Origin of the sequence: Streptomyces sp. TLI_171 (assembly GCF_003610255.1) — a bacterium.
Taxonomy (GTDB): domain Bacteria; phylum Actinomycetota; class Actinomycetes; order Streptomycetales; family Streptomycetaceae; genus Kitasatospora.
The window spans coordinates 3,444,976-3,464,330 of the sequence record NZ_RAPS01000001.1; the positions used below are offsets into that span (position 1 = coordinate 3,444,976).

At 74.5% G+C, this 19,355-nt stretch carries 23 protein-coding genes; 13 read left to right on the top strand and 10 right to left on the bottom strand.

Going from position 1 to position 19,355, the window contains the following annotated elements; all coding sequences use genetic code 11:
- The first annotated feature begins 246 nt into the window (after positions 1-246).
- Complete coding sequence (locus tag BX266_RS15705) at positions 247-564, top strand: hypothetical protein (RefSeq protein WP_099900370.1); 318 nt, start codon at positions 247-249, stop codon at positions 562-564.
- A 100-nt stretch (positions 565-664) separates the two neighbouring features.
- On the opposite strand, the gene BX266_RS15710 is transcribed toward BX266_RS15705, so the two are convergent.
- A complete protein-coding gene (locus BX266_RS15710; protein WP_143686940.1) occupies positions 665-1,726 on the bottom strand; it encodes a TetR/AcrR family transcriptional regulator in 1,062 nt (353 codons plus the stop codon).
- 161 nt (positions 1,727-1,887) lie between these two features.
- Between BX266_RS15710 and BX266_RS15715 the strand changes: the two genes are divergently transcribed.
- Positions 1,888-3,045 (top strand): acyl-CoA dehydrogenase family protein, encoded by a 1,158-nt coding sequence (locus BX266_RS15715; protein WP_099900373.1) that lies wholly within the window; start codon positions 1,888-1,890, stop codon positions 3,043-3,045.
- A gap of 94 nt (positions 3,046-3,139) precedes the next feature.
- On the opposite strand, the gene BX266_RS15720 is transcribed toward BX266_RS15715, so the two are convergent.
- Positions 3,140-3,397 (bottom strand): hypothetical protein, encoded by a 258-nt coding sequence (locus BX266_RS15720; protein WP_099900375.1) that lies wholly within the window; start codon positions 3,395-3,397, stop codon positions 3,140-3,142.
- A 163-nt stretch (positions 3,398-3,560) separates the two neighbouring features.
- Between BX266_RS15720 and BX266_RS15725 the strand changes: the two genes are divergently transcribed.
- Complete coding sequence (locus BX266_RS15725; RefSeq protein ID WP_099900377.1) at positions 3,561-3,896, top strand: cupin; 336 nt, start codon at positions 3,561-3,563, stop codon at positions 3,894-3,896.
- A 76-nt stretch (positions 3,897-3,972) separates the two neighbouring features.
- Here the strand turns inward: BX266_RS15725 and BX266_RS15730 are convergent, their stop codons facing one another.
- The gene (locus tag BX266_RS15730) at positions 3,973-4,560 is read right to left on the bottom strand and encodes a TetR/AcrR family transcriptional regulator (RefSeq protein WP_099900379.1); all 588 of its coding nucleotides are present in this window, start codon (positions 4,558-4,560) and stop codon (positions 3,973-3,975) included.
- 110 nt (positions 4,561-4,670) lie between these two features.
- Between BX266_RS15730 and BX266_RS15735 the strand changes: the two genes are divergently transcribed.
- The 6 genes from BX266_RS15735 to BX266_RS15760 all read left to right on the top strand — a co-directional run bounded on the left by BX266_RS15735 (position 4,671) and on the right by BX266_RS15760 (position 9,434).
- Positions 4,671-6,194 carry an MFS transporter gene (locus BX266_RS15735; protein ID WP_099900380.1) on the top strand — a complete coding sequence of 508 codons (1,524 nt, stop codon included), beginning with the start codon at positions 4,671-4,673 and terminating at the stop codon, positions 6,192-6,194.
- 134 nt (positions 6,195-6,328) lie between these two features.
- Positions 6,329-6,679, top strand: a complete 351-nt coding sequence (locus BX266_RS15740; protein ID WP_099900382.1) for a YidH family protein — start codon at positions 6,329-6,331, stop codon at positions 6,677-6,679.
- Positions 6,676-6,993, top strand: coding sequence for a DUF202 domain-containing protein (locus tag BX266_RS15745; RefSeq protein ID WP_180290500.1), 318 nt, complete (start codon positions 6,676-6,678; stop codon positions 6,991-6,993). Before BX266_RS15740 ends, BX266_RS15745 begins: the two co-directional genes overlap by 4 nt.
- A 189-nt stretch (positions 6,994-7,182) precedes the next feature.
- Positions 7,183-7,455 (top strand): Sec-independent protein translocase subunit TatA, encoded by a 273-nt coding sequence (gene tatA, locus BX266_RS15750; protein WP_099900386.1) that lies wholly within the window; start codon positions 7,183-7,185, stop codon positions 7,453-7,455.
- Between the two features lie 159 nt (positions 7,456-7,614).
- Entirely contained in the window at positions 7,615-8,925 is a 1,311-nt protein-coding gene (locus BX266_RS15755; protein ID WP_099900388.1) for a hypothetical protein, read from the top strand.
- Entirely contained in the window at positions 8,922-9,434 is a 513-nt protein-coding gene (locus tag BX266_RS15760) for a potassium channel family protein (protein ID WP_259464714.1), read from the top strand. The genes BX266_RS15755 and BX266_RS15760 overlap by 4 nt, the downstream gene beginning before the upstream one ends.
- On the opposite strand, the gene BX266_RS15765 is transcribed toward BX266_RS15760, so the two are convergent.
- The 4 genes from BX266_RS15765 to BX266_RS15775 all read right to left on the bottom strand — a co-directional run bounded on the left by BX266_RS15765 (position 9,431) and on the right by BX266_RS15775 (position 13,184).
- Positions 9,431-10,990 carry a protein kinase domain-containing protein gene (locus tag BX266_RS15765; protein WP_099900390.1) on the bottom strand — a complete coding sequence of 520 codons (1,560 nt, stop codon included), beginning with the start codon at positions 10,988-10,990 and terminating at the stop codon, positions 9,431-9,433. The two genes, BX266_RS15760 and BX266_RS15765, sit on opposite strands and share 4 nt — an antisense overlap.
- A 121-nt stretch (positions 10,991-11,111) precedes the next feature.
- On the bottom strand, positions 11,112-11,249 hold the full coding sequence (locus tag BX266_RS38625) for a hypothetical protein (protein WP_180290501.1): 138 nt from the start codon (positions 11,247-11,249) through the stop codon (positions 11,112-11,114).
- Positions 11,250-11,580: 331 nt separating this feature from the next.
- On the bottom strand, positions 11,581-12,453 hold the full coding sequence (locus tag BX266_RS15770) for a hypothetical protein (RefSeq protein ID WP_099900392.1): 873 nt from the start codon (positions 12,451-12,453) through the stop codon (positions 11,581-11,583).
- Complete coding sequence (locus BX266_RS15775; RefSeq protein WP_099900394.1) at positions 12,450-13,184, bottom strand: RNA polymerase sigma factor; 735 nt, start codon at positions 13,182-13,184, stop codon at positions 12,450-12,452. The genes BX266_RS15770 and BX266_RS15775 overlap by 4 nt, the downstream gene beginning before the upstream one ends.
- 274 nt (positions 13,185-13,458) lie before the next feature.
- Between BX266_RS15775 and BX266_RS15780 the strand changes: the two genes are divergently transcribed.
- From BX266_RS15780 to BX266_RS15790, 3 genes are read left to right on the top strand one after another with little or no spacing between them, the layout of a single operon-like run.
- Positions 13,459-14,184, top strand: a complete 726-nt coding sequence (locus BX266_RS15780; protein WP_099900396.1) for a hypothetical protein — start codon at positions 13,459-13,461, stop codon at positions 14,182-14,184.
- A gap of 53 nt (positions 14,185-14,237) precedes the next feature.
- On the top strand, positions 14,238-14,957 hold the full coding sequence (locus BX266_RS15785; protein WP_099900398.1) for a tyrosine-protein phosphatase: 720 nt from the start codon (positions 14,238-14,240) through the stop codon (positions 14,955-14,957).
- A 41-nt stretch (positions 14,958-14,998) separates the two neighbouring features.
- Positions 14,999-15,694, top strand: a complete 696-nt coding sequence (locus BX266_RS15790; RefSeq protein WP_099900400.1) for a class I SAM-dependent methyltransferase — start codon at positions 14,999-15,001, stop codon at positions 15,692-15,694.
- Positions 15,695-15,742: 48 nt separating this feature from the next.
- Here BX266_RS15790 and BX266_RS15795 read toward each other — a convergent pair whose 3' ends face one another.
- Together BX266_RS15795 and BX266_RS15800 are read right to left on the bottom strand one after the other, a co-directional pair.
- Positions 15,743-16,213 (bottom strand): NUDIX hydrolase, encoded by a 471-nt coding sequence (locus BX266_RS15795; protein WP_120314376.1) that lies wholly within the window; start codon positions 16,211-16,213, stop codon positions 15,743-15,745.
- 59 nt (positions 16,214-16,272) lie between these two features.
- On the bottom strand, positions 16,273-16,551 hold the full coding sequence (locus BX266_RS15800) for a hypothetical protein (RefSeq protein WP_143686941.1): 279 nt from the start codon (positions 16,549-16,551) through the stop codon (positions 16,273-16,275).
- A 118-nt stretch (positions 16,552-16,669) separates the two neighbouring features.
- Between BX266_RS15800 and BX266_RS15805 the strand changes: the two genes are divergently transcribed.
- A complete protein-coding gene (locus tag BX266_RS15805) occupies positions 16,670-19,099 on the top strand; it encodes a lysylphosphatidylglycerol synthase transmembrane domain-containing protein (RefSeq protein ID WP_099900406.1) in 2,430 nt (809 codons plus the stop codon).
- A gap of 10 nt (positions 19,100-19,109) precedes the next feature.
- Here BX266_RS15805 and BX266_RS15810 read toward each other — a convergent pair whose 3' ends face one another.
- A complete protein-coding gene (locus BX266_RS15810) occupies positions 19,110-19,337 on the bottom strand; it encodes a hypothetical protein (RefSeq protein WP_099900408.1) in 228 nt (75 codons plus the stop codon).
- Positions 19,338-19,355: the final 18 nt, after the last annotated feature.

A 19,355-nucleotide genomic window follows, 5' to 3' on the forward strand; every position in this document is an offset into this window, starting at 1 on the left:
CGTTGACGTGCCGGGATCGCCGCGGGCGGCCGATGCGAACCCAAATCCCTTGGCAGCAATGCGTTCCGGAGATCGCCCCCGGCTCCGACGCTATTCCATAAGAGTGACACCTTCGGGCGAACCCGCGTGCCCGCCCTGGAACCCGAACGGCCCAGTGCGCAATGCTGATGACGCGACGTCAGGAACCGACGCGAGGGGCGGCCACCCCGCAGCGTCACATTCGCACCAGTTAGCAGGGAGACCACCGTGTCCCGTATTCGCGCAGTCGCCGTCGTCACCGCCCTCGGCGCGTTCCTCCTCGCCGGGGTCGGCACCGCCGCCGCCGACAACGGCGCAGGCGCCGACCACGCCTCCAACAGCAGCGTGGTCAGCAACATCGGCTCCGGCAACATCATCGGCTCCGTCCACGGCAACGCCAACGGCACCCAGCAGACCGCGACGGGCTCCGGCGCGAGCAACCAGAACAACACCCTCGGCGTGGCCGGCAACAACGGCGGCGTCGGCGCCCTGCAGTCCAACGCGAACCTGGCGCACACCGTCTACTACCCGTTCGTCCTGTACTAGGCCGCACCGCCCGGAAGGGGGTGCGGGGCCTACCCGGGTGGGCGGACGGCCACGGCAGCGAGTGCCCACCCGAACCGGTGGCCCCCTGCCCCACCCGGCGTCAGGCGCCGAGGGCGGCCCGGGCGAAGGCCGCCACCGCGGCGGGGCCGCGGGCTCCGCTGCGGGCGGTGTCGATCGCGACGGCGATCATCGCGTGCACGCGGACCCGGGTCTCGGCCTCGGACTCGCCCTCGGTGCGGGCGAGCCGGACCCAGGCGCGGAGGAACTCGCGGCGGAAGTCGAGCGCCGCACGGCGGTCGGCGGGGGCCAGGCGTTCGGTCTCGCTGAGCATCGCGCCCAGGTAGTCGCGCTCCCGCCAGGCGAAGTCGGCGAACACGGCGACCGCCGTCGCGAGGTCCGCCCGCCCGTCGAGGACGGTCACCACCTCGGCCCGCAGCCGCTCCCGGCCGCGCAGCAGGACCTCGGCGAGGACGGCGGCCTTGGTCCCGAAGTGCTTGTAGACGCTGGGCCCGGTGATCCCGACCGCCGCGCCGAGCTGCTCCATCGAGACGTTGTCGTAGCCGCGCCGGTGGAACAGCCGGGTCGCCGCCGCCACCAGCGCGTCCCGCCGGGCGGGCGGCGCCGGGAGCGCCGGGGCAGCCGCGACCGGCCCGGACTCCCGCACCGCCAGGAGCCGTTCCCGCATGCCGTCGAGGAGTTCCAGGTACCGGCGGCGGGGCAGCGCCATGGTGTGGTGGCTCAGGCTGCCGTACCCGGAGAGCACCGCCCACCAGGCCGACTCGGCTTCGCCGCCCCCGGCCTCGCGGACCGCCGCACGCAACCGGCGGCGCAGCACGGCCCGTTCGGCGGGCGGCAGAAGTCGCGCGTCGCGCTGCCAGAGCGTCCCGAACTCGCGCCGCTCCAGGGCGACTTCGGCCAGCGCGGGGCCATCGGCGGCGAGCGCCGCACAGACCGCGTCCAGGCCGGACTCGACCGCGCAGCGCAGGAGTTCGGGCTTGCCGCGGAAGTGCCGGTAGAGCGCGGGGGCGGTGATGCCGAGTTCGGCGGCGAGGTCGGCCATCGAGACCCGGTGGTAGCCGTCGCGGTGGAAGCGTCCGGCCGCGACGGTGAGGATGCGGGCCCGCCGGCCGGGCGGGCGGCGTACCACCGGGCGCTGTTCCACCACCGTCCACCCTCTCCCCCGTACGTCCCGCAGCCAGGCTAGCAAGCAATCACTTAACCGCGGCCGGCACCGCTTCACAAGGGTGCCGGCAACCCTGGACAGCTGAAGCTACTGGCGATTAACTTAACGGTGCGATCAGCCGCCGCCGAAAGGAGCGCACCGTGCGCCGCACCGTGTACAACGAGGACCACGAGGCGTTCCGGGAGACCATCCGGGACTTCATCGCCAACGAGGTCGTCCCGGTCTACGAGAGCTGGGAGGAGGCCGGCCACCCGCCGCGGGACTTCTACCGCAAGCTGGGCGAGCTCGGCGTCTACGGCATCGAGGTCCCGGAGGAGTACGGCGGCGCGGGCGAGACCGGCTTCAAGTACCAGGCCGTGATCTACGAGGAGACCGCCCGCGCGGGCGTCACCTTCGGCTCCTCGGGCGTGCACACCGGCCTGGTGCTGCCGTACCTGATGGAGTACGCCACCGAGGAGCAGAAGCAGCGCTGGCTGCCGGGCTTCGTCTCGGGCGACATCATGACCGCGATCGCGATGACCGAGCCGGGCGCCGGCTCCGACCTGGCCGGCATCGCCACCACCGCGAAGCTCTCCGCGGACGGCACCCACTACGTGCTGAACGGCGCGAAGACCTTCATCACCGGCGGCGTCCTCGCCGACCTGGTGCTGGTGGTCTGCCGCACCGCCGCCTACGACCCGGCGGACCGCCGCGCGGGCCTGTCCATCCTGTGCGTGGACACCAAGTCCGAGGGCTACTCGGTCGGCCGCAAGCTGCAGAAGATCGGCCTGCGCACCTCGGACACCGCCGAGCTGTCCTTCACCGACGTCGAGGTCCCGGTGGAGAACCTGCTCGGCGTCGAGGGCAAGGCCTTCTCCTACCTGACCCACAACCTGGTGCAGGAGCGCCTGGCGATCGCGGTCGGCGCGTACGCCTCGGCCGCCGCCGCGGTGCAGTTCGCGGTGAAGTACGTCAAGGAGCGCAAGGTCTTCGGCAAGGCCGTCGCCGAGTTCCAGAACACCAAGTTCTCGCTGGCCGACTGCCAGGCGCAGGTGCTCGCCCAGCAGGCGATGGTCGACCAGGCGCTGGAGCTCTACCAGACCGGCGAGCTGACGGTGGCGGACGCCGCCGCGGCCAAGCTGTTCTGCACCGAGTCGGCCTCCGAGGTGATCGACAAGTGCCTGCAGCTGCACGGCGGCTACGGCTACATCCTGGAGTACCCGATCGCCCGCCTCTACACCGACAACCGGGTGTTCCGGATCTACGGCGGCACCAGCGAGGTCATGCGGACGATCATCGCGAAGTCGCTCGGCCTGTAGCCGCCCGGCGGCAGCGGGCACGGCGGAGGCGGGCACCCGGTCGGGGGGTGCCCGCCTCTCCGGCGTTCCGACGTTCCGTCAGCCGGCCGTTCCGTCAGTTGGCATTGGCGCGCCAGGCCTCCATTCCGGCCGTCGACGCGGCCCTGGCCTGGTGGAGGGTGCGCTGCGCCAGCGCACTGGGCGGAGTGTCGAGCTGCTGGATCCAGCCCCGGCCCGCGTTCGCCAGGGCGACGCAGACCAGGACCGTGCCGGTCAGTCCGACGACGGCGCCGAGCCCGGTGAGGGCTGCGCCGGCGGTGAGCATGCCGCGGTTCACCTGGAAACCGCCGATGAACTTCTGATTGGTCGCCATATGGCCACCATCGGGCCGTTGCTGCGGGCCCGCACGCCGAGCGGCCCCTTCCTTAACCCCTGCGCGTGATCCAGCGCGCGACACGCGCGGACCGCCGCCTAGGGTCGGCCGCGGGGCTCGGACGGCGAGCCCGGTGGGGCGGGGACCGACGGAGGAGAACGCGATGACCGAGCAGCCGGCCCGGATCGACCTGAACGCGCTGGCCGAGGAGCACGCCGCCAAGGCCGCCGCCAGCCCGCACGGCCGCAGCGCCCACCTGCTGCTGCACGACGGCGTGCTGCGGCAGACCGTGATCGCGCTGCGGGCCGGCGCCTCGCTGGACGAGCACAACGCCCCGGTCGCCGCCAGCCTCCAGGTGCTGCGCGGCCGGGTCTCGCTGACCGTGGCGGGCCGCAAGCAGGAGGCCACGGCGGGCGAGCTGCACTCGATCCCGCAGGAGCGGCACGGGCTGCTCGCCCACACCGACGCGGTGGTGCTGCTCACCGCCGTCACCGCCTGACGACCGCTCACATCGGAACCGCTCGCGCCCGGACCACTCGCACCCGGACCACTCGCACCCGGACCGCTCCGGCCGGTCAGGCCTGCGCGCGGTCCAGCATCGCGCCGGAGACCAGGGTGAGCCCGAGCAGGATCTCCGCGCCGTCCGGCGCCTGGGCGGGGTCGATCAGCCAGTGCGCGGCCTGCCCGAGCAGCAGCGACTGGTAGAAGATGCCCCGGGCCAGTTCCTCCGGGGTGTCCTCGTGCTCGGTCTTGCCCTGGAACATCGCGGCCAGCCCGAGCCGGCCGAGTTTCTGCGCCCCCGCCAGCTGCTCGCGCAGCTCCGGCAGGTGGCTGAGCTGCCCGACGATCTCGAACTGCACCGTCCACAGGCCGCGGTGCGCCTCGAAGGAGTCCCGCACCGCGTCCCAGCAGCGGACGAAGCGCTCCTTCGGATCGGCGACGTCCGCCGTCCCCGCCAGCGCCGCACCGATCGACCGGCCCCACTCACCCATCGCCTCGATCAGCGCCTGGACCAGCAGCGCGTCCTTCGAGCCGTAGTGGTAGCCGATCGCCGCCAGGCTGACGCCCGCTCCGCTGGCGATGTCCCGGGCGGTGGTGCGCCCGTAGCCCTTCTCCGACAAGCAGCGCTTGGCGCTGACCAGCAGGTCCTCGCGATTTCCCATGACGGCGATGCTACGCCAGTCCTGTACGGATGTCTTGCTCAAACGTCTGGCACATTCGATTTAGACGCTTGTACTAGACAGTCGTGCAAGACATCCGTACAGTCCTTCTCATGACCACCGACCACGGCCGCGCCGGCCGACGCGAATGGCTGGGCCTCGCCCTCCTCCTGCTGCCGACCCTCGTCCTCGCCATGGACATGGGCGTGCTGTTCTTCGCCGTCCCGTTCATCGCCACCGACCTGCACCCCAGCGGCACCCAGCAGCTGTGGATCATGGACATGTACTCGTTCCTGCTGGCCGGCCTGCTCATCCCGATGGGCGCGCTCGGCGACAGGATCGGCCGCCGCAAGCTGCTGATCGGCGGCACCGCCGCCTTCGCGGCCGCCTCACTGGTCGCCGCCTGGGCCGACGGAGCAGCCCAACTCATCGCCGCCCGGGCCCTGTTGGGCATCGCCGGCGCGGTCTTCGGGCCGTCCACGCTGGCCCTGATCCGCAACATGTTCCACGACCCCAAGCAGCGGCAGTCCGCGATCGGCGCCTGGAGCGGCGTCATGATGGCCGGCGCGACCCTCGGCCCGGTGGCCGGCGGCTTCCTGCTCGACCACTTCTGGTGGGGCTCCGCCTTCCTGATCGCCGTCCCCGCCATGCTGCTCGTGATGGCCGGCGCGCCGTTCCTGCTCCCCGAGTACCGCGCCCCGCAGCAGGGCCGCTTCGACCTGCTCGGCGCCGCCCTCTCGATGGCCACCGTGCTGCCCGTCGTCTACGGCATCAAGACCCTCGCGGTGGACGGCTGGAGCCTGCGCCCCGCCCTCGTCCTCGCCGCCGGCCTGCTGATCGGCCTCGGCCTGGTGGTCCGGCTGCGGACCGCCGCCAACCCGCTGATCGACGTCACCCTGTTCCGGATCCGCACCTACACCGGCGCCATCACCGTCAACACCATCGCGATGTTCGCGATGATGGGCTTCACCCTCTTCACCTCGCAGTACCTGCAGCTGGTCAAGGGCTACAGCCCGCTCTCCGCCTCGCTCTGGGCACTGCTCCCCAGCGTCGGCGTCGGCGCCGCCGTCGGCGGGTTCGGCGCCCTGGCCGGCAAGGTCCGGCCCGCCGTCCTGCTGGTCGCCGGGTTCGCCGCCAGCGCCGCGGGGTTCGTCGCGATGGCCTTCGTCGACCCCGGCAGCTCGCTCGCCCTGCCGCTGGTCGCGGCCGGTGTGATCGCCGCCGGCTCGGTCGGCACCATCAGCATCACCGGCGAGATGGTCCTCTCCGCCGCCCCCGCCGACCGGGCCGGTGCGGCCGGCGCCACCTCCGAGACCGCCCAGGAACTCGGCAGCTCGCTCGGCATCGCGATCCTCGGCGCCGCCGGCGCCGCGATCTACCGCTCGCAGATGGAAGGCACCGCCGCCCCCGACACCCTCGGCGGCGCGGTCACCACGGCGGCCCAGCTGCCCGGCGACGCCGGCGCCCAACTCCTCACCGCGGCGCGGGACGCGTTCTCGGACGGGATGCACGTGGCGGCGGTGGTCGGGGTGGTCGTGATGCTCGGCGCCGCGCTGGCCGCCCACCTGCTGATGCGCCACCTCCCGGTGCCGGGCGAGCGGGACGCGGTGGCTGAGGAGCCGGCTCTCGCCGCCTAGCCCGGCCGGAGGCACCGCACAGCAAGGGTCGCGACCCGGGCAATGACTTGCCGGTGATCGCGACCCTGCTGCGTTGCCCGGCCGTTCGCGCCGGTTTCGGTGCGGGGCGCCGGGTCCCGGCTTAGGGTCGGCACATGGCGGAGGACGAGGAGCCGGAGGAGCTGGACTACCGGTTCACGTTGGCGAACGAGCGGACGTTCCTGGCGTGGATCAGGACGGCGCTGGCGCTGCTCGCGGGGGCGGTGGCGCTGGATCAGCTGACGCCGGAGCTCGCGCCGGTGGGGGTGCGGGTGGCGCTGGCCGTGGTGCTGGCGGCGGGCGGGGCGGGGCTGGGGGTGGCCGCGTACCGGCGGTGGGTGCGGGTGGAGCGGGCGATGCGGGCGGGGGGTCCACTGCCGGCGACCCGGATCATGCTGGTGCTGACGGTGTGCGTGGCGGTGGCGGCGGCGGTGTTCTCGGTGCTGATCATCGGCTGGTCGCGGTGACCGCCCGCGATCCGGGACTGCAGCCGGAGCGCACCCTGCTGGCGTGGAGCCGCACCGCGCTGGTGCTGGCGGCGGACGCGGCGCTGATCCTGCGGGCGGGGTACGTGCGGGGGCTGCCGGGGCTGGTCGCGGTGGGCGGGGTGCTCGCGGGGGCGGCGGTGGCGCTGTACGTGCACGGGGTGCGGCGGCGCAGCGCGGTGGAGCGGAGTCCGGCCGTTTCGGCGGGGCGCTGGTGGGTGCGGGGGCTGACCGCCGCGGTGGTGGTGGCGGCGGGCGGGTCGGCGTGGTCGGTGCTGGTGAACGCCCGGCACTGAACGGTCCGGACGGCGGAACCGGGCGTTCCAGTGGTACAGACCACATGACTCGTATCACCTGTTTTTCGGCGGCTGTTTGCCGGTGGGTGTATACGTTCGCCGGAAAGGCCAGGCATACTGGCCGGGTCGGGCGATCCAGCCGGACCCGACGTCACAGCGAGAACTCCACGAAAGGACCGGTGGTCAGGGATGTTCCGTAACGGTCTTGAGCCCTGGCACATCGCCATCATGGTGGTGGTGCTGGTCCTGCTGTTCGGCTCGAAGAAGCTGCCCGAGATGGCCCGCGGCCTCGGCAAGTCGATGCGCATCCTGAAGGCCGAGACCAAGGCCCTGCGCGAGGACGACGCCCCCGCGGAGGCCCAGAACGGCACCGCCGCCTCGCAGGCCGAGCAGCCGCGTCCCGCCGTCGAGCCGGTCAACGTCACCAAGGCCACCGAGCCGACGAAGTCGACCACGGCCTGACGGCCCGTCGGCTCCGGCCGACCCGCACACGTTCCCGGAGCCCCCGGTCCGTCACTCGACGGGCCGGGGGCTCCGGCGTGTCGCCGCGCCCGAGTGGCTGACTGATTTGTTCTGTTATCTCCTGGTATCCACCTGACGGCGGATCACCAGGAGGCACCGATGGCGACAGACCCGTCGAGCGAGCCCGAACTCGCGGAACTGCGCAAGCGGATCGCCGTCCTGGAGAAGCAGGGACCGCCCCGGAGCAGGCACCGGGTGCGGTCCTTCTTCGCGGTCCTGCTGATCGTGCTGGCCGCGGTGCTCACCCCGCTCGGCGTGGTCGCGGCGTGGAGCAAGTCGCAAGTCACCGACACCGACCGGTTCGTGGCGACGATGGCGCCGCTGGCGTCCGACCCCGCCGTGCAGGGGGCGGTCGCCAACCGGGTCACCGACACGGTGATGCAGCAGTTGCCGATCACCGACCTGCTGAACCAGATCGCCCCCGCCGACCGGCCGGTCGTGGACGCGGCGCTGGGCAAGCTCGGACCGGCGCTGACCAGCGGACTGACCGGCTTCGTCCACGACCAGGTGCTGCGGTTCGTGCAGTCCGACGCGTTCGCCGGCGTCTGGACCAACGTGCTGCGCAACGCGCACGCCGCGTTCGACAAGGTGCTGACCGGCAAGGGCGGCGGCGCGGTGCAGGTCAAGGGCGACACCGTCAGCCTGGACCTGGCCCCGGTGATCGCCCAGGTCCGGGACCGGCTGGTGGCGAACGGGCTCGGGCTGGCCTCGAAGATCCCCGAGGTGCACACCGACTACACGCTGGTGAAGTCGGACGCGGTGAAGAAGGCGCAGACCGGCCTGCGGCTGCTCGACCTGGCCGGGTTCTGGGTGCCGGTGCTGGCCGTGCTGTGCGCGGTCGGCGGCATCCTGCTCGCGACCCGGCGCCGCCGGGCCGCCGTCGGCGCGGCGCTCGGCATGGCCGTCGGGGCCGGACTCCTCGGCATCGGGCTGACCGTGTTCCGGACCGTCTACCTGGACAAGCTGCCCGCCGACGTCGACCAGGCCGCGGCGATGGCGGTGTACGACACCCTGGTGCGCTACCTGCGGGCCGCCGTCCGGATGGTGCTGGCGCTGGGCATCGTGATCGCGCTGGCCGCCTGGCTCACCGGGTCCGGCCGCCGGGCCGGCTGGGTCCGCCACCTGTGGCAGGAGGGCCTCGGCGCGGTGCGGCGGGCAGCCGGGGGGATCGGCATGCGGCTCGGACCGGTCGGCCCGTTCGTGCACCGCTGGAAGGCGTGGCTGGGCTGGGGCGCGGTCGCGGTCGCCGCGATCGTCCTGCTGACCTGGAGCTACCCGACCGCGCCGGTGGTGCTCTGGATGGCCGTGGTGCTGCTCGCCGTCCTGGCGGTGCTGGAGTTCCTGGACACGCCCGCTGACGGACCGTCGACCGGCGGCGGGGGCGGCGACGGGAAGGCTGCTGCGGCGTGAAGGAGGCCGCGAAGGAGCGGGTCCGCGCGTACACGGTCGTGGCGAGCGGCCCCCTGGTGCTGGTGGCCTTCTTCGTGGTCCCGCTGGACTGGTTCGGCCCGCACCACGCGCTGGTCAGCTGGCTGACCTTCGTGGGGCTGCTGACGGTGCTCGGCGTCGGGGTGCTGCGCGAGGTGCGGGAGCAGATGTTGGGCCGGTCCCGGCGCCCCGTGCCGCGCATCCTGTTCCTGCTGTGCTCCGCCCTGGTGGTCTTCTCCGCCGCGTACCTCGGCATGTCCAAGGACCCCGGCGAGCTGGACGGGCTGACCACCAAGATCGACGCGCTGTACTTCACGGTGATCACCATGGCGACCGTCGGCTACGGCGACATCCACCCGGCCGGGCAGGTCGCCCGGGTCGTGGTGATGGTCCAACTGCTGTACACCGTGGTGTTCCTGACCACCGGCGTGACGGCGCTGACCCGCCAGGTCAAGACCCGGGCGGTGAAGCGCGCCCGGCGCGAGGACTAGTCGTTCTGGGCGGCGGCCTGCGCGTGCACGACCGCGACCAGGGCGGTCAGGCGGGTCTGCCAGCCGACCATGGTCGCGGCGTCGGTGGCCTTGCGGCGCTGGAGGTCGTGGACCAGACGCTGGGCGTCCTTGAGGGCGTCCTCGGCGTCGGCGGGCTGCTTGTCGTTGAGCGCCTGGGTGGCCCGGTCGAGCAGCTTGGTCAGGTCGTCCTGCCGGTCGCGTTCCTTGCTGAAGGTGGTCTGGGCGACGTCGGCGCGCAGCTGGGCGATCTGGGCCACGACCGGACCCTTCGGCGTGGCGGACGGCTTGGGCGAGGCGGAGGGCTTCGGCGAGGCGGAGGGCGAGGCGGACGGGGACGGGGCCTCGGTGCCGGCCGACGGGCTCGCGGTGGCGGTGTGCTTGGCCTGCGGGGTGGAGTCGCCGCCGCCGAGCGAGAACGCGGCGATGCCCGCCACGCAGACGAACACGGCGGCGCCGATGCCCGCGTACATCAGCGGGTTGCGGCCGTGTCTCGGCCCGTCCGGCTCCTCGTCCTCGTAGCGGGCGGACGGCAGCAGCGACGGCCGGTCCGGCTCGACCGGCGGCAGCACCGAGGTGTGGTGCTGCTCCGTCCAGGGCTGCCGGAGCGGGGGCTGCGGGAACGACGGCGGGGGCCCGGTCGGGAAGGCCGCCGCGACCGGCGGCAGCACCTGGGTGGCGCCGAGCAGTTCGGCGGTGCGGTCCGCCGGACCGCCGGACGGGACGGCGGCCAGCAGCTCGGCGGCCGCGGCCTGCGCGTCGGCCGGCCGCTCGGCCGGGTTCTTGGCGAGCAGCCGGAGGATCGCGACGTCCAGCGCGGGCGGCACGTCGGAGCGGTAGGTGGACACCGGCGCCGGGTACTCGGTGACGTGCTTGTAGGCGATCGCGACGGGGGTGTCCGCGACGAACGGCGGTGCGCCGGTGAGCATCTCGACCAGCACGCAGCCGACCGCGTACAGGTCCGCGCGGGCGTCGACCGGGGCGGCGGTGGCCTGCTCCGGCGACAGGTAGGCGGCGGTGCCGAGCACCGAGGCGGCCTGGGTGAGCTGCTGGCCGGAGGAGGAGCCGGCCCGGGCGATGCCGAAGTCGACGACCTTCACCCCGCCTTCGTGGGTGAGCATCACGTTGCCCGGCTTGATGTCCCGGTGCACCAGGCCCTGGGCGTGCGCGGCGGCCAGCGCGTCCAGGACGGCGGCGGCGGTGCCGACGGCGCGCTCCACCGGGAACGGGCCCTGCTCGGCGATCACCTGGCCCAGGGTGGCGCCGTGCACCAGCTCCATCACCAGGTACGGGGAGCCCTGGTCGAGGCCGGAGTCGAAGACCGTGACGATCCGCGGGTGCACCAGCAGCGCGGCCAGCCGGGCCTCGCGGGCGAAGCGCTCGGCGAACCGGGGGTCGTCGGCCAGGCCGCCGTTCAGCACCTTGACGGCGACCGGGCGGCCCAGTTGGTGGTCCAGGCCGCGGTAGACGGTGGCCATGCCGCCGACGCCGAGGATCTCGCCGAGCTCGTAGCGCCCGTTCAGCGCGCGTCCGATCATCGGATACTCCCCTCACGTCGGTCCGGCACCCGTGAACCATAGCGGGCGCCGCGAACAAGAGTTCAGGGGCGCGGGGAACCCGAGTTCAGGGGCAGCGGGGTCCCGGGGTGGGGGCGGCGGGTCAGGGGCGTTGGACGAGGAGGGCGGCGGTCAGGGCGGCGAGGAGGGCGGCGAGGAGGGCCCGGGGGGTGCGGGGCGAGCCGTGCAGGGCGCGGCGGGCGGCGCGGTCGGCGGAGGGCGAGGTGCGGGGGAAGGTCATCGCGGGCTCGCCTGGCGGTGCGTGCGGTCGGTCACCGTGGCTCCAGGGGTTTCGGGGAAGTCGCCGGGGTTCGGGCCCCGGACGGACGGTGGACCCGGGGGAGTTCAGCCGTCCGTCCGGAGCGGTTCCCCGGTCGGCCGCGGACCCGGGGGAGTCATCGGCCGACCGGAGCTGTCCCGGACGGACGGGGGCCCGGGGGAGCCCGTCCGTCCGTCCGGAGTCGGTTCCGGGTCGGCCGGCGGGCACAGGGGGACCCGCCGGCCGCCCGGAGGCGGTGCCCGGTCGGGCGGTGGACCCGGGGGGTGTGTCCACCGCCCGACCGGAGTCGGTGTCAGTTCTGGTCGCTCCCCCCGACCGTCCTGGACTGCTGGGAGTCGGCCCGCCCGCTCGACTTGCTCGGCGAGGGCGAGGCCGACGGCGAGGTGGGCTGGCCCGGCACCGGGCTCGGCCGGTTGCGGTCGCCGCCGTTCTGCTGTTCGAACGCCTTGGCGGCGAGCAGCGTGCAGTAGCCGGTGACCTTCTCCGGCCCGCCGGCCTCCTTCGCCAGTTCGGCCAGCGCCGGGTCGGCGGCGGCCTCCCTGGGCTTGGTCCCGGACGCGACCCGTACCGCGAAGCTGCGGCACAGCCCGGCCAGGTCGGGCAGCTGTCCGGGCGTGGCGGACGCCTGCCCGCCGGGTCGGCCGGTGCTCTCGCCCGGGCGGGTGGCCCCGCCGGACGGCGTGCCGGTGCGGGCGCCGGTGCTCGCGGACGGCTCCGCGGACGGGCCGGGCGAGTGGTCGGCCGACGCCTCGGCGGACGCGGGGGCCGGGGCGGGACCGCCCAGCACCTCCGGCAGGCGGCCGGTGCCGGCCGCGACGGCGACGGAGCCGACGGCGGTCACGCCCAGCGCGACGGCCAGGGCCTTCGCGCTGAGGGCCCGCGCGAGCGCGGTGTCCGCCATCTTTCGTCTCCGGTGCTGCCTGGGGGTCGGCTGGCGACGAGCCTGCCGGAACGCGGCCACGGCCCCCTCTTCGCCGGGCAGCGGACCGTCGCCGGCCGTCCCGGTCGCCGCAGCGGCGGCGAGCAGGGCGGCGAGCTCCGGCTGTCCTGGCGTGGACGACTGCCCGGCGGAGGGGTCCTGACCGGCCTCCGGGTCAACCGTGACACCGCCGAGCAGTCGCTCGGCGGTGGCGCGATCGATCCGGCGGGATCGGTTGGTGCTCATCTCATGTCCTTCAGCGTCGGCACCTGCGCCGGTGTCACACCCTGCGCGGAAATTTTTTTCCCGGCCGCCCGACGGGGCACCCCGGCGGCCGCTCCCCCGGTCTGCTCCAGCACCTTGGCCAGCCGTCGCAGCCCGCGGTGGGCGGCCATCCGAACGCTGCCGGCCCGCTTGCCGAGCACCTTGGCGGCGCTCTCCGCGTCGAGTCCGAGCACCACCCGCAGCAGCACCGCCTCGGCCTGGTCGGGCGGCAGCGAGGCGATCAGCGCGAGCGCGTCCGAGGTGGCGACGGTGGCCAGCGCCTGGCCCGCGGTGTCCTCGGCGGCGGCGAGTTCGGTCAGGTACTCCACCGGCAGGTCGGCGACCGGGCGGCGGCGCACCCGGCGCAGGTGGTCCATCGCCCGGTTGCGGGCGATGGTCGCGGCCCAGCCGCGGAAGCCGTCCGCGTCGCCGCGGAAGCCCGGCAGGTCACGGGCGATCTGCAGCCACGCCTCGGAGGCGATGTCCTCGGCGTCCTCGGCCCGGCCGCCGACCAGCAGCCGCAAGTAGCGCAGCAGCCCCGGCTGGACGGCGCGGAACAGGATCCGGAAGGCGTCCTCGTCGCCGTCCTGCGCGGCCCGGACGGCCAGGGCGAGGTCGGGCCGCCGGCCGGGCGGGCGGTCCGGCGCGTTCGGACGGCCGGGTGGGTCTCCGCCGTCCGCCCCGTGGTGTTCAGCACTGTGCACCCGCCACATGATGCGCCATCCGGGCGGCCCGGCCCACCGCCGGGGCGCGGCCCGGTCGGTGACGGGCCGGTAACCGCCCCGTGTGGGCGCGGTGCGGAGCCGGGCCTCCCGACGGTGCGTCAGGGCGGGGCGCAGGACCCGGGGGCGGCCGGACCTTGGTCCCGTCGACTGCTGCCGTTCGCCCGCGGATTCGCCCCACTCCCCCGCCATACCGTGCAAAAGAGGGACATTTCTCCCTCACTCTTCACCTGCCAGCCGAGCGGACCAGGAGGCCGGAGCCGTGATGCGCACCGCCCAGGAGCTGTACACCACGGGGATCCGCGAGCACTTCGCGCCCGCGCTGCGCTCCCTCGGCTTCCACGGCTGGCGGCACTCCTTCTCGCTGCCCGACCGCGACCGCTGGGCGGTGCTCGGCGTGCACGCCGAACCCTCCGACGGGCGGGTGCGCTACACCCTGAACCTCTCCGTCACCGACAAGGCCGTCTGGGACCGCCGCCGGATCCGCCCCGACGCCAACGCCCCCACCGGCCTCGAACGCTGGCGCGCCCCGATCGGCGACCTGCTGCCGGTCGGCGGCGAGGTGTGGTGGGAGATCGCGCCCGGCCCGCGCTGGCTGGTCGCCGTCGAGGACTCGGTGGCCGCCGTCCGCGGCTACGCACTGCCCGAACTGCGCCGCCGGCTGCGCCCCGAGGACCGCGAGCGCTACCTCGGCCAGGCCGAGCTCGACGGCGTCAACGGAGCCCTCGCCACCGCCTCCGTCGCCCGCATCCAGCGCGCCGAACTCGCCTCCGGCGTACTGGAGTTGCACGGTGCGTGGAGCCGCCACGACCCGGCCGCGCACGCCGTGCTGGCGGGGGCCGCGCGCGGCTTCCTGTCCGCGCGGGACCGGCGCTTCGCGGCGGTGCGGGTACGGGACACGCTCGGGCGGACGCTCTGGGAGTTCCCGGGCCGCGACGACCCCGGCCCCGTCGCCGACCAGGGCCCCGGGAACCATCCGGAACCGGACTGAGTCTGTGTCAGCAGTGGGGCAGGAGTGCCCCGGTGGGACTTTCGGGGGCAAGGATGACGGGGACGGGCGCGATACTCCACGAGGACCGGCAGCTGGACTGGGACGGCTGCCTGAACGTCCGCGACCTCGGCGGCCTGCCCACCCTGGACGGCCGGCGCACCCGCAGCCGCGCGGTCGTCCGCGCCGACAACCTCGACCGGCTCACCGCCGAAGGCCAGAACGCCCTGCTCGACTACGGCGTGCGCACCGTCATCGACCTGCGCGACCCCGTCGAGTACCGGCCGCTGCTGCCCGCGCCGCACGGCGTCGACCTGGTCCGGGTCCCGCTCGACGCGCTGGCCGGCGCCGACTGGTGGTCCCGGTTCGGCGCCCTGGACGGCACCCCGCTGGCCTTCCGCCCCTACCTCGACCACTGCCGGCACGCCGTCGCCGAACTGATCGCCGCGGTCGCCCGGGCCCGCGAGGGCGTGGTCGTGGTGCACTGCGGCGCCGGCCGCGACCGCACCGGCCTCGCCGCGCTGGTCCTGCTCGCCCTCGCCGGGGCGACCCCCGCCGCGGTCGCCGAGGACTACCTGCTGTCCGCGCCCAACCTGCGCCCGCTGTGGACCATCCTCGACCGCCCCGAGGAGGAGGCCGGCATCGCCCGGGTCCTCGCCGACGCCGGCACCACGGCCGAACAGGCGCTGCACGCGGTGCTCGCCGAGTTCGACGCCGACCGGTGGCTCCCCGCCGGGGACGTCGCCGCCGTCCGGGCCCGGCTGGTCGGTCCGTAATTCGCTCGTCGGGCCGGGAGGTTCGGGCGATACTGCCCGACATGGTGGACTTCTCCGTGTACGACACCCGCGGCTACCCGACCGTCGACGTCCGCACCGGCTACGCCGGCTGGGTCGACAGCTACGAGCAGACCGTCGAGGACGCGATGGACGTCGACGTGCTGGCCCGGCTCGCCGTCCCCGCCTGGGGCGAGGCCCGCCTCGCGGTCGACCTCGGCTGCGGCACCGGGCGCACCGGCGCCTGGCTGCGCGGGCGCGGCGTCGGGGCCGTCGACGGCGTCGACCTCACGCCCGAGATGCTCGGCCGGGCCCGCGAGCGCGGCGCGCACCGGCAGCTGGTCGAGGGCGACCTCGCCTCGACCGGGCTGCCGACGGCCGGGTACGACCTCGCCGCCTGCTCGCTCGTCGACGAGCACCTCGCCGACCTCGCGCCGCTCTACCGCGAGGCCCACCGCCTGGTCCGCCCCGGTGGCCTGTTCACGCTGGTCGGCCTACACCCCGCCTTCATCATGGCCGCCGGCATGCCCACCCACTACGATGGTCCCGACGGCCCGGTGGCCATCACCACCCACGTGCACCTGGTCAGCGACCACCTCACGGCCGGGCTGGCGGCGGGCTGGCAGCTCGCCGAGATGCGCGAGGAGGTCGTCGGCGAGCAGTGGATCGCCCTCAAGCCCAAGTGGGAGCGCCACCGCGGACAGCCGGTCTCGGCGGCCTACGTCTGGCGCAAGCCGTAGCGGCAGGTCGGCCCCTGCGCCCGCCTCAGAACCCGGAGGCGGGGGCGGTCACGACGCGGGTGCGGCCGTCCGCCCGGGCGGCGAGGCCGGCTTCGAGGCGGAGCGCCCGGGCCGGGCCGAGCAGCGCGAGGGCTTCGGGACGGCCGCCCAGCGGTAGGAGTCGAGTTCGCCGGGCGGGAGGGCGACGGGGGTGTCGGCGGGCAGGGTGCCGAGGTCGAAGAGGAAGTGGCAGGCGGGGTGCTCGAGTTCGCCGCTGGGGTTGGTCCAGGCGACGACCAGGAGTTCGCCGGCCTCGCGGTGCAGGCCGGTCTCCTCGTGGAGTTCACGGGTGGCGCACTGGCGCGGGTTCTCGCCGAGGTCGACGGTGCCGCCGACGAACTGCCAGGCGTCGCGGTAGCCGGCCTTGACGATCAGGACGCGGCCGTCGGGGTCGGTGATCAGGCAGCCCGCGGCGGCGTACACGCGGTGCAGGGAGGCGAGCCACTCCTCGCGGGAGGCGAACTCGGGGGCGTCGGCCATGGCGCTCCTTCGGCGGGGACGGGAACGTGCGGCCCCACTCTCCCACCCCCGCCGGGGGTTCAGTGCGCCGAGTGCCGTTCTGCCCCGCGGTGCCGGTGGCCCGGCAGTTCGGTGTGGGTGGCGGGGCCGTCGGCCGGGCCGGCCGTCTCCGCTGTTCGGCGTCCGCCGTGGCTGAACACGGCGTCGCCGAAGTAGGGGCCGGTGCGGGCGGCGAGCCCGTTGTCGGCGTGCGGTTCCGGGGCGAGCGGTGCGGGATCGGCTGCCATGGTGCGGCTCTCCAGCAGCTCCTCGGCGCCCAGTCGGAGCATGCTCGTCCTGTCGGTCGATCGCTTGGTCATCGCCGACCTCCCTTCGTCCGTCCGATATGCCCGTTATCAGCGGCAATACACCCCGGGACTTGGCGCGCCCTTCCCGAAAAGGCCAGATCAGGCCACGGACGGTGTGGGACCATGCCGCGTGGCCACGGTGATACAAGCCGACGAATCCCAGGACCCCCGGACGGCAGGACCAGCTCGGGGCGCCTGGCAGGCGGACCGCGTCCGGCACCCCGCCGCGCTGATCCGGCTGCTCGCCGGGCTGTGCTGGATCGCCCTGGTGCTGCTGCTGGCCGAGTACGCCCGGTCCTCCGCGCTCGGCCTGGACACCGACGTCGCACGCGGCGCCGACCTGCTGCCCTGGCCGCCCGTGAAGCTGGCCGCCGCGCTCTGCGGCGGGGCCCTGCTGGCGGTGCCGCTCGGGTTCGCCGTGGACCGGCTGGTGCGCGCCGACGGCCGCCGGATCGCCGACGGCGTGCTCGCCGCCGTCCTCGCCTACGGGCTGTCGCTCGCCCTGGACCTGCTGGCCGGAAACCTCACCACGCTCACCCACGCGCTGCCCGGCGGGGTCGGCCGCACCGACCCGGTGTACGGGCACCTGGCACCGGTGGTGGCGTTCATGACCGCCGTCGGCACCGCCGGACTGCGGCGCTGGCGCACCGCGCTGGGGGTGACGCTCGCACTGTCGGGCCTGTCCGGGCTGATCACCGGGTACGCCACCCCGCTGTCGCTGGTGCTGGCCCTGCTGCTCGGCTGGACCACCGCGCACGCCACCCGGTACGCCGTCGGCGAGCCGGTCGGCAGCCCCAGCGAGGCGCAGATCGCCGCCGCGCTGGCCGCTTCCGGGGTGCGGCCGGACGCGGTGCTGGCGGTCGGGCCGAGCCGCTACCTGGTCACCCAGCACGGCGGCCCCGAACTGGACGTCCACCTGCTCGACCGGCACGCCCAGGCCAGCGGGCTGCTCGGCGCCCTGTGGCTGGCCCTGCGCCTGCGCACCGCCCCCCGCCCGCTCGGCCTGCGCCCGCTGCGCGCCGGGCTGGAGCACCAGACCCTGCTGGGCCACGCCGCGTCGGCCGCCGGCGCCCGCACCCGGACGCCGGTCGCCGCCGTCGAGCTCGACGCGGACGCCGCACTGGTGGCCTACCGGCGGATCGACGCCCGGCCGTTCGCCGAACTGTTCGGCGACCACGCCGAGGACGGCTCCGCGCAGCCCACCGACGCGGAACTACGGGACGCCTGGCAGCAGTTGGCCCTGCTGCAGCGGCGCAGGATCGCGCACCGCTCGCTGGCCCCGGAGACCGTGCTGCTGGACGCCGAGGGCCGGGTGCACCTGGTCGGGCTGGCCCGCGGCGAGATCGCGGCGAGCGAGCTGCTGCTGCGCCTGGACGTCGCCGGGCTGCTGGCCGTGCTGGCCGTGCACGCCGGACCGGAGCGGGCGGTGCGGGCGGCGATCGAGGTGCTCGGCCCCGGGCCGGTCGGCGCGGCGCTGCCGCTGCTGCAGCCGATCGCGCTCCCCCGGGCCACCCGGGCCGCGCTCGGCCGGCACAAGGAGCTGGCCGGGGAGCTGCGGGCCGAGGTGCAGCGGCGGATGCCGCAGGCCGCCGCCGAGCCGATCCGGCTGGAGCGGCTGCGGCCGCGCACCCTGCTGACGGTGGTCGCGGGGATCGCCGGTGGCTGGGTGCTCCTGCAGACCCTCTTCACCGGCGACGTCAACCCGATCGCGCTGGTGGCCGACGCCAACCCGCTGTGGCTGGCCGCCGCGGTGTTCTGGGCCGCCCTCAGCTATCCGGTCGCGACCTTCGCGTTCAGCGGCTTCGTCCCGGAGAAGCTGTCCTTCCGGACCACGCTGGCCGCCCAGACCGCCGGCTCCTTCGTCAAGATGGCCTCCCCCGGCGGAGTCGGCGGCCTGGCCCTGAACACCCGCTACCTGCAGTGCGCGGGCATCCCCACGGCCCAGGCGTTGGCCAGCATCGGCGCGACCCAGCTGTTCGGCCTGGTGCTGCACATGCTGCAGCTCGCGGTGTTCACCGCGCTGGTCGGGGTGGAGAGCGAACCGCTGAACTCCGAGTCGTCCGGCCTGTCGGTCGGCTGGCTGATCGCCCTGGTCGCGGCCGGCGGGGCGGTGGTGACGCTGTCGGTGGCCGCGGTGCCGTGGCTCCGGCAGCGGGTGCAGACCCTGCTGCGGCCGCTGCGCTCCGAGGTGCTGCCGCGGCTGATCGACCTGGCCCAGCAGCCCGGCAAACTGGCCACCGGCGTGGCCGGGCAGCTGTTGGTGTCGATGTGCTTCGTGATGTGCCTGTACTGCTCGGCGCGGGCGGTCGGCGTGTACCCGGGGTTCAACGCCGTCGCGGTGAGCTTCCTGGCCGGAAACGCGGTCGGCAACGCCGCGCCCACGCCGGGCGGCGTGGGCGGGGTGGAGGCGCTGATGTCGGGCATGCTGGCGCAGACCGGCCACATGGACAACCTCACCGCGCTGGCGGCGGTGGTGCTGTTCCGGCTGCTCACCTTCGTGCTGCCGGTGCTGCCGGGCTGGGTCGCGTTCGCCTGGCTGCAGCGCCGCCGGGCGATCTGAGGGCCGCCGCTCAGTCCTCGCGGTGGTCCTCGTCCTCCACGCCGACCTCCCGCACCTGCTCGACCGCGTCCCCCTCGTCCGCGGGCTCGGCCCCCAGTTCGCGCTGCCGCCGCAACACCTCCAGGTCGTCCACGTCCGGCTCCAGCGCCGACCGGTCCTGGTCGGGGGCCTCCAGCACGGCCGGGGACTGCTCGTCGTCGTCCTCGGGAAACTCCGGGTTCTCAGCATTCAGGCGCATACCGCCAGTATCCGACCG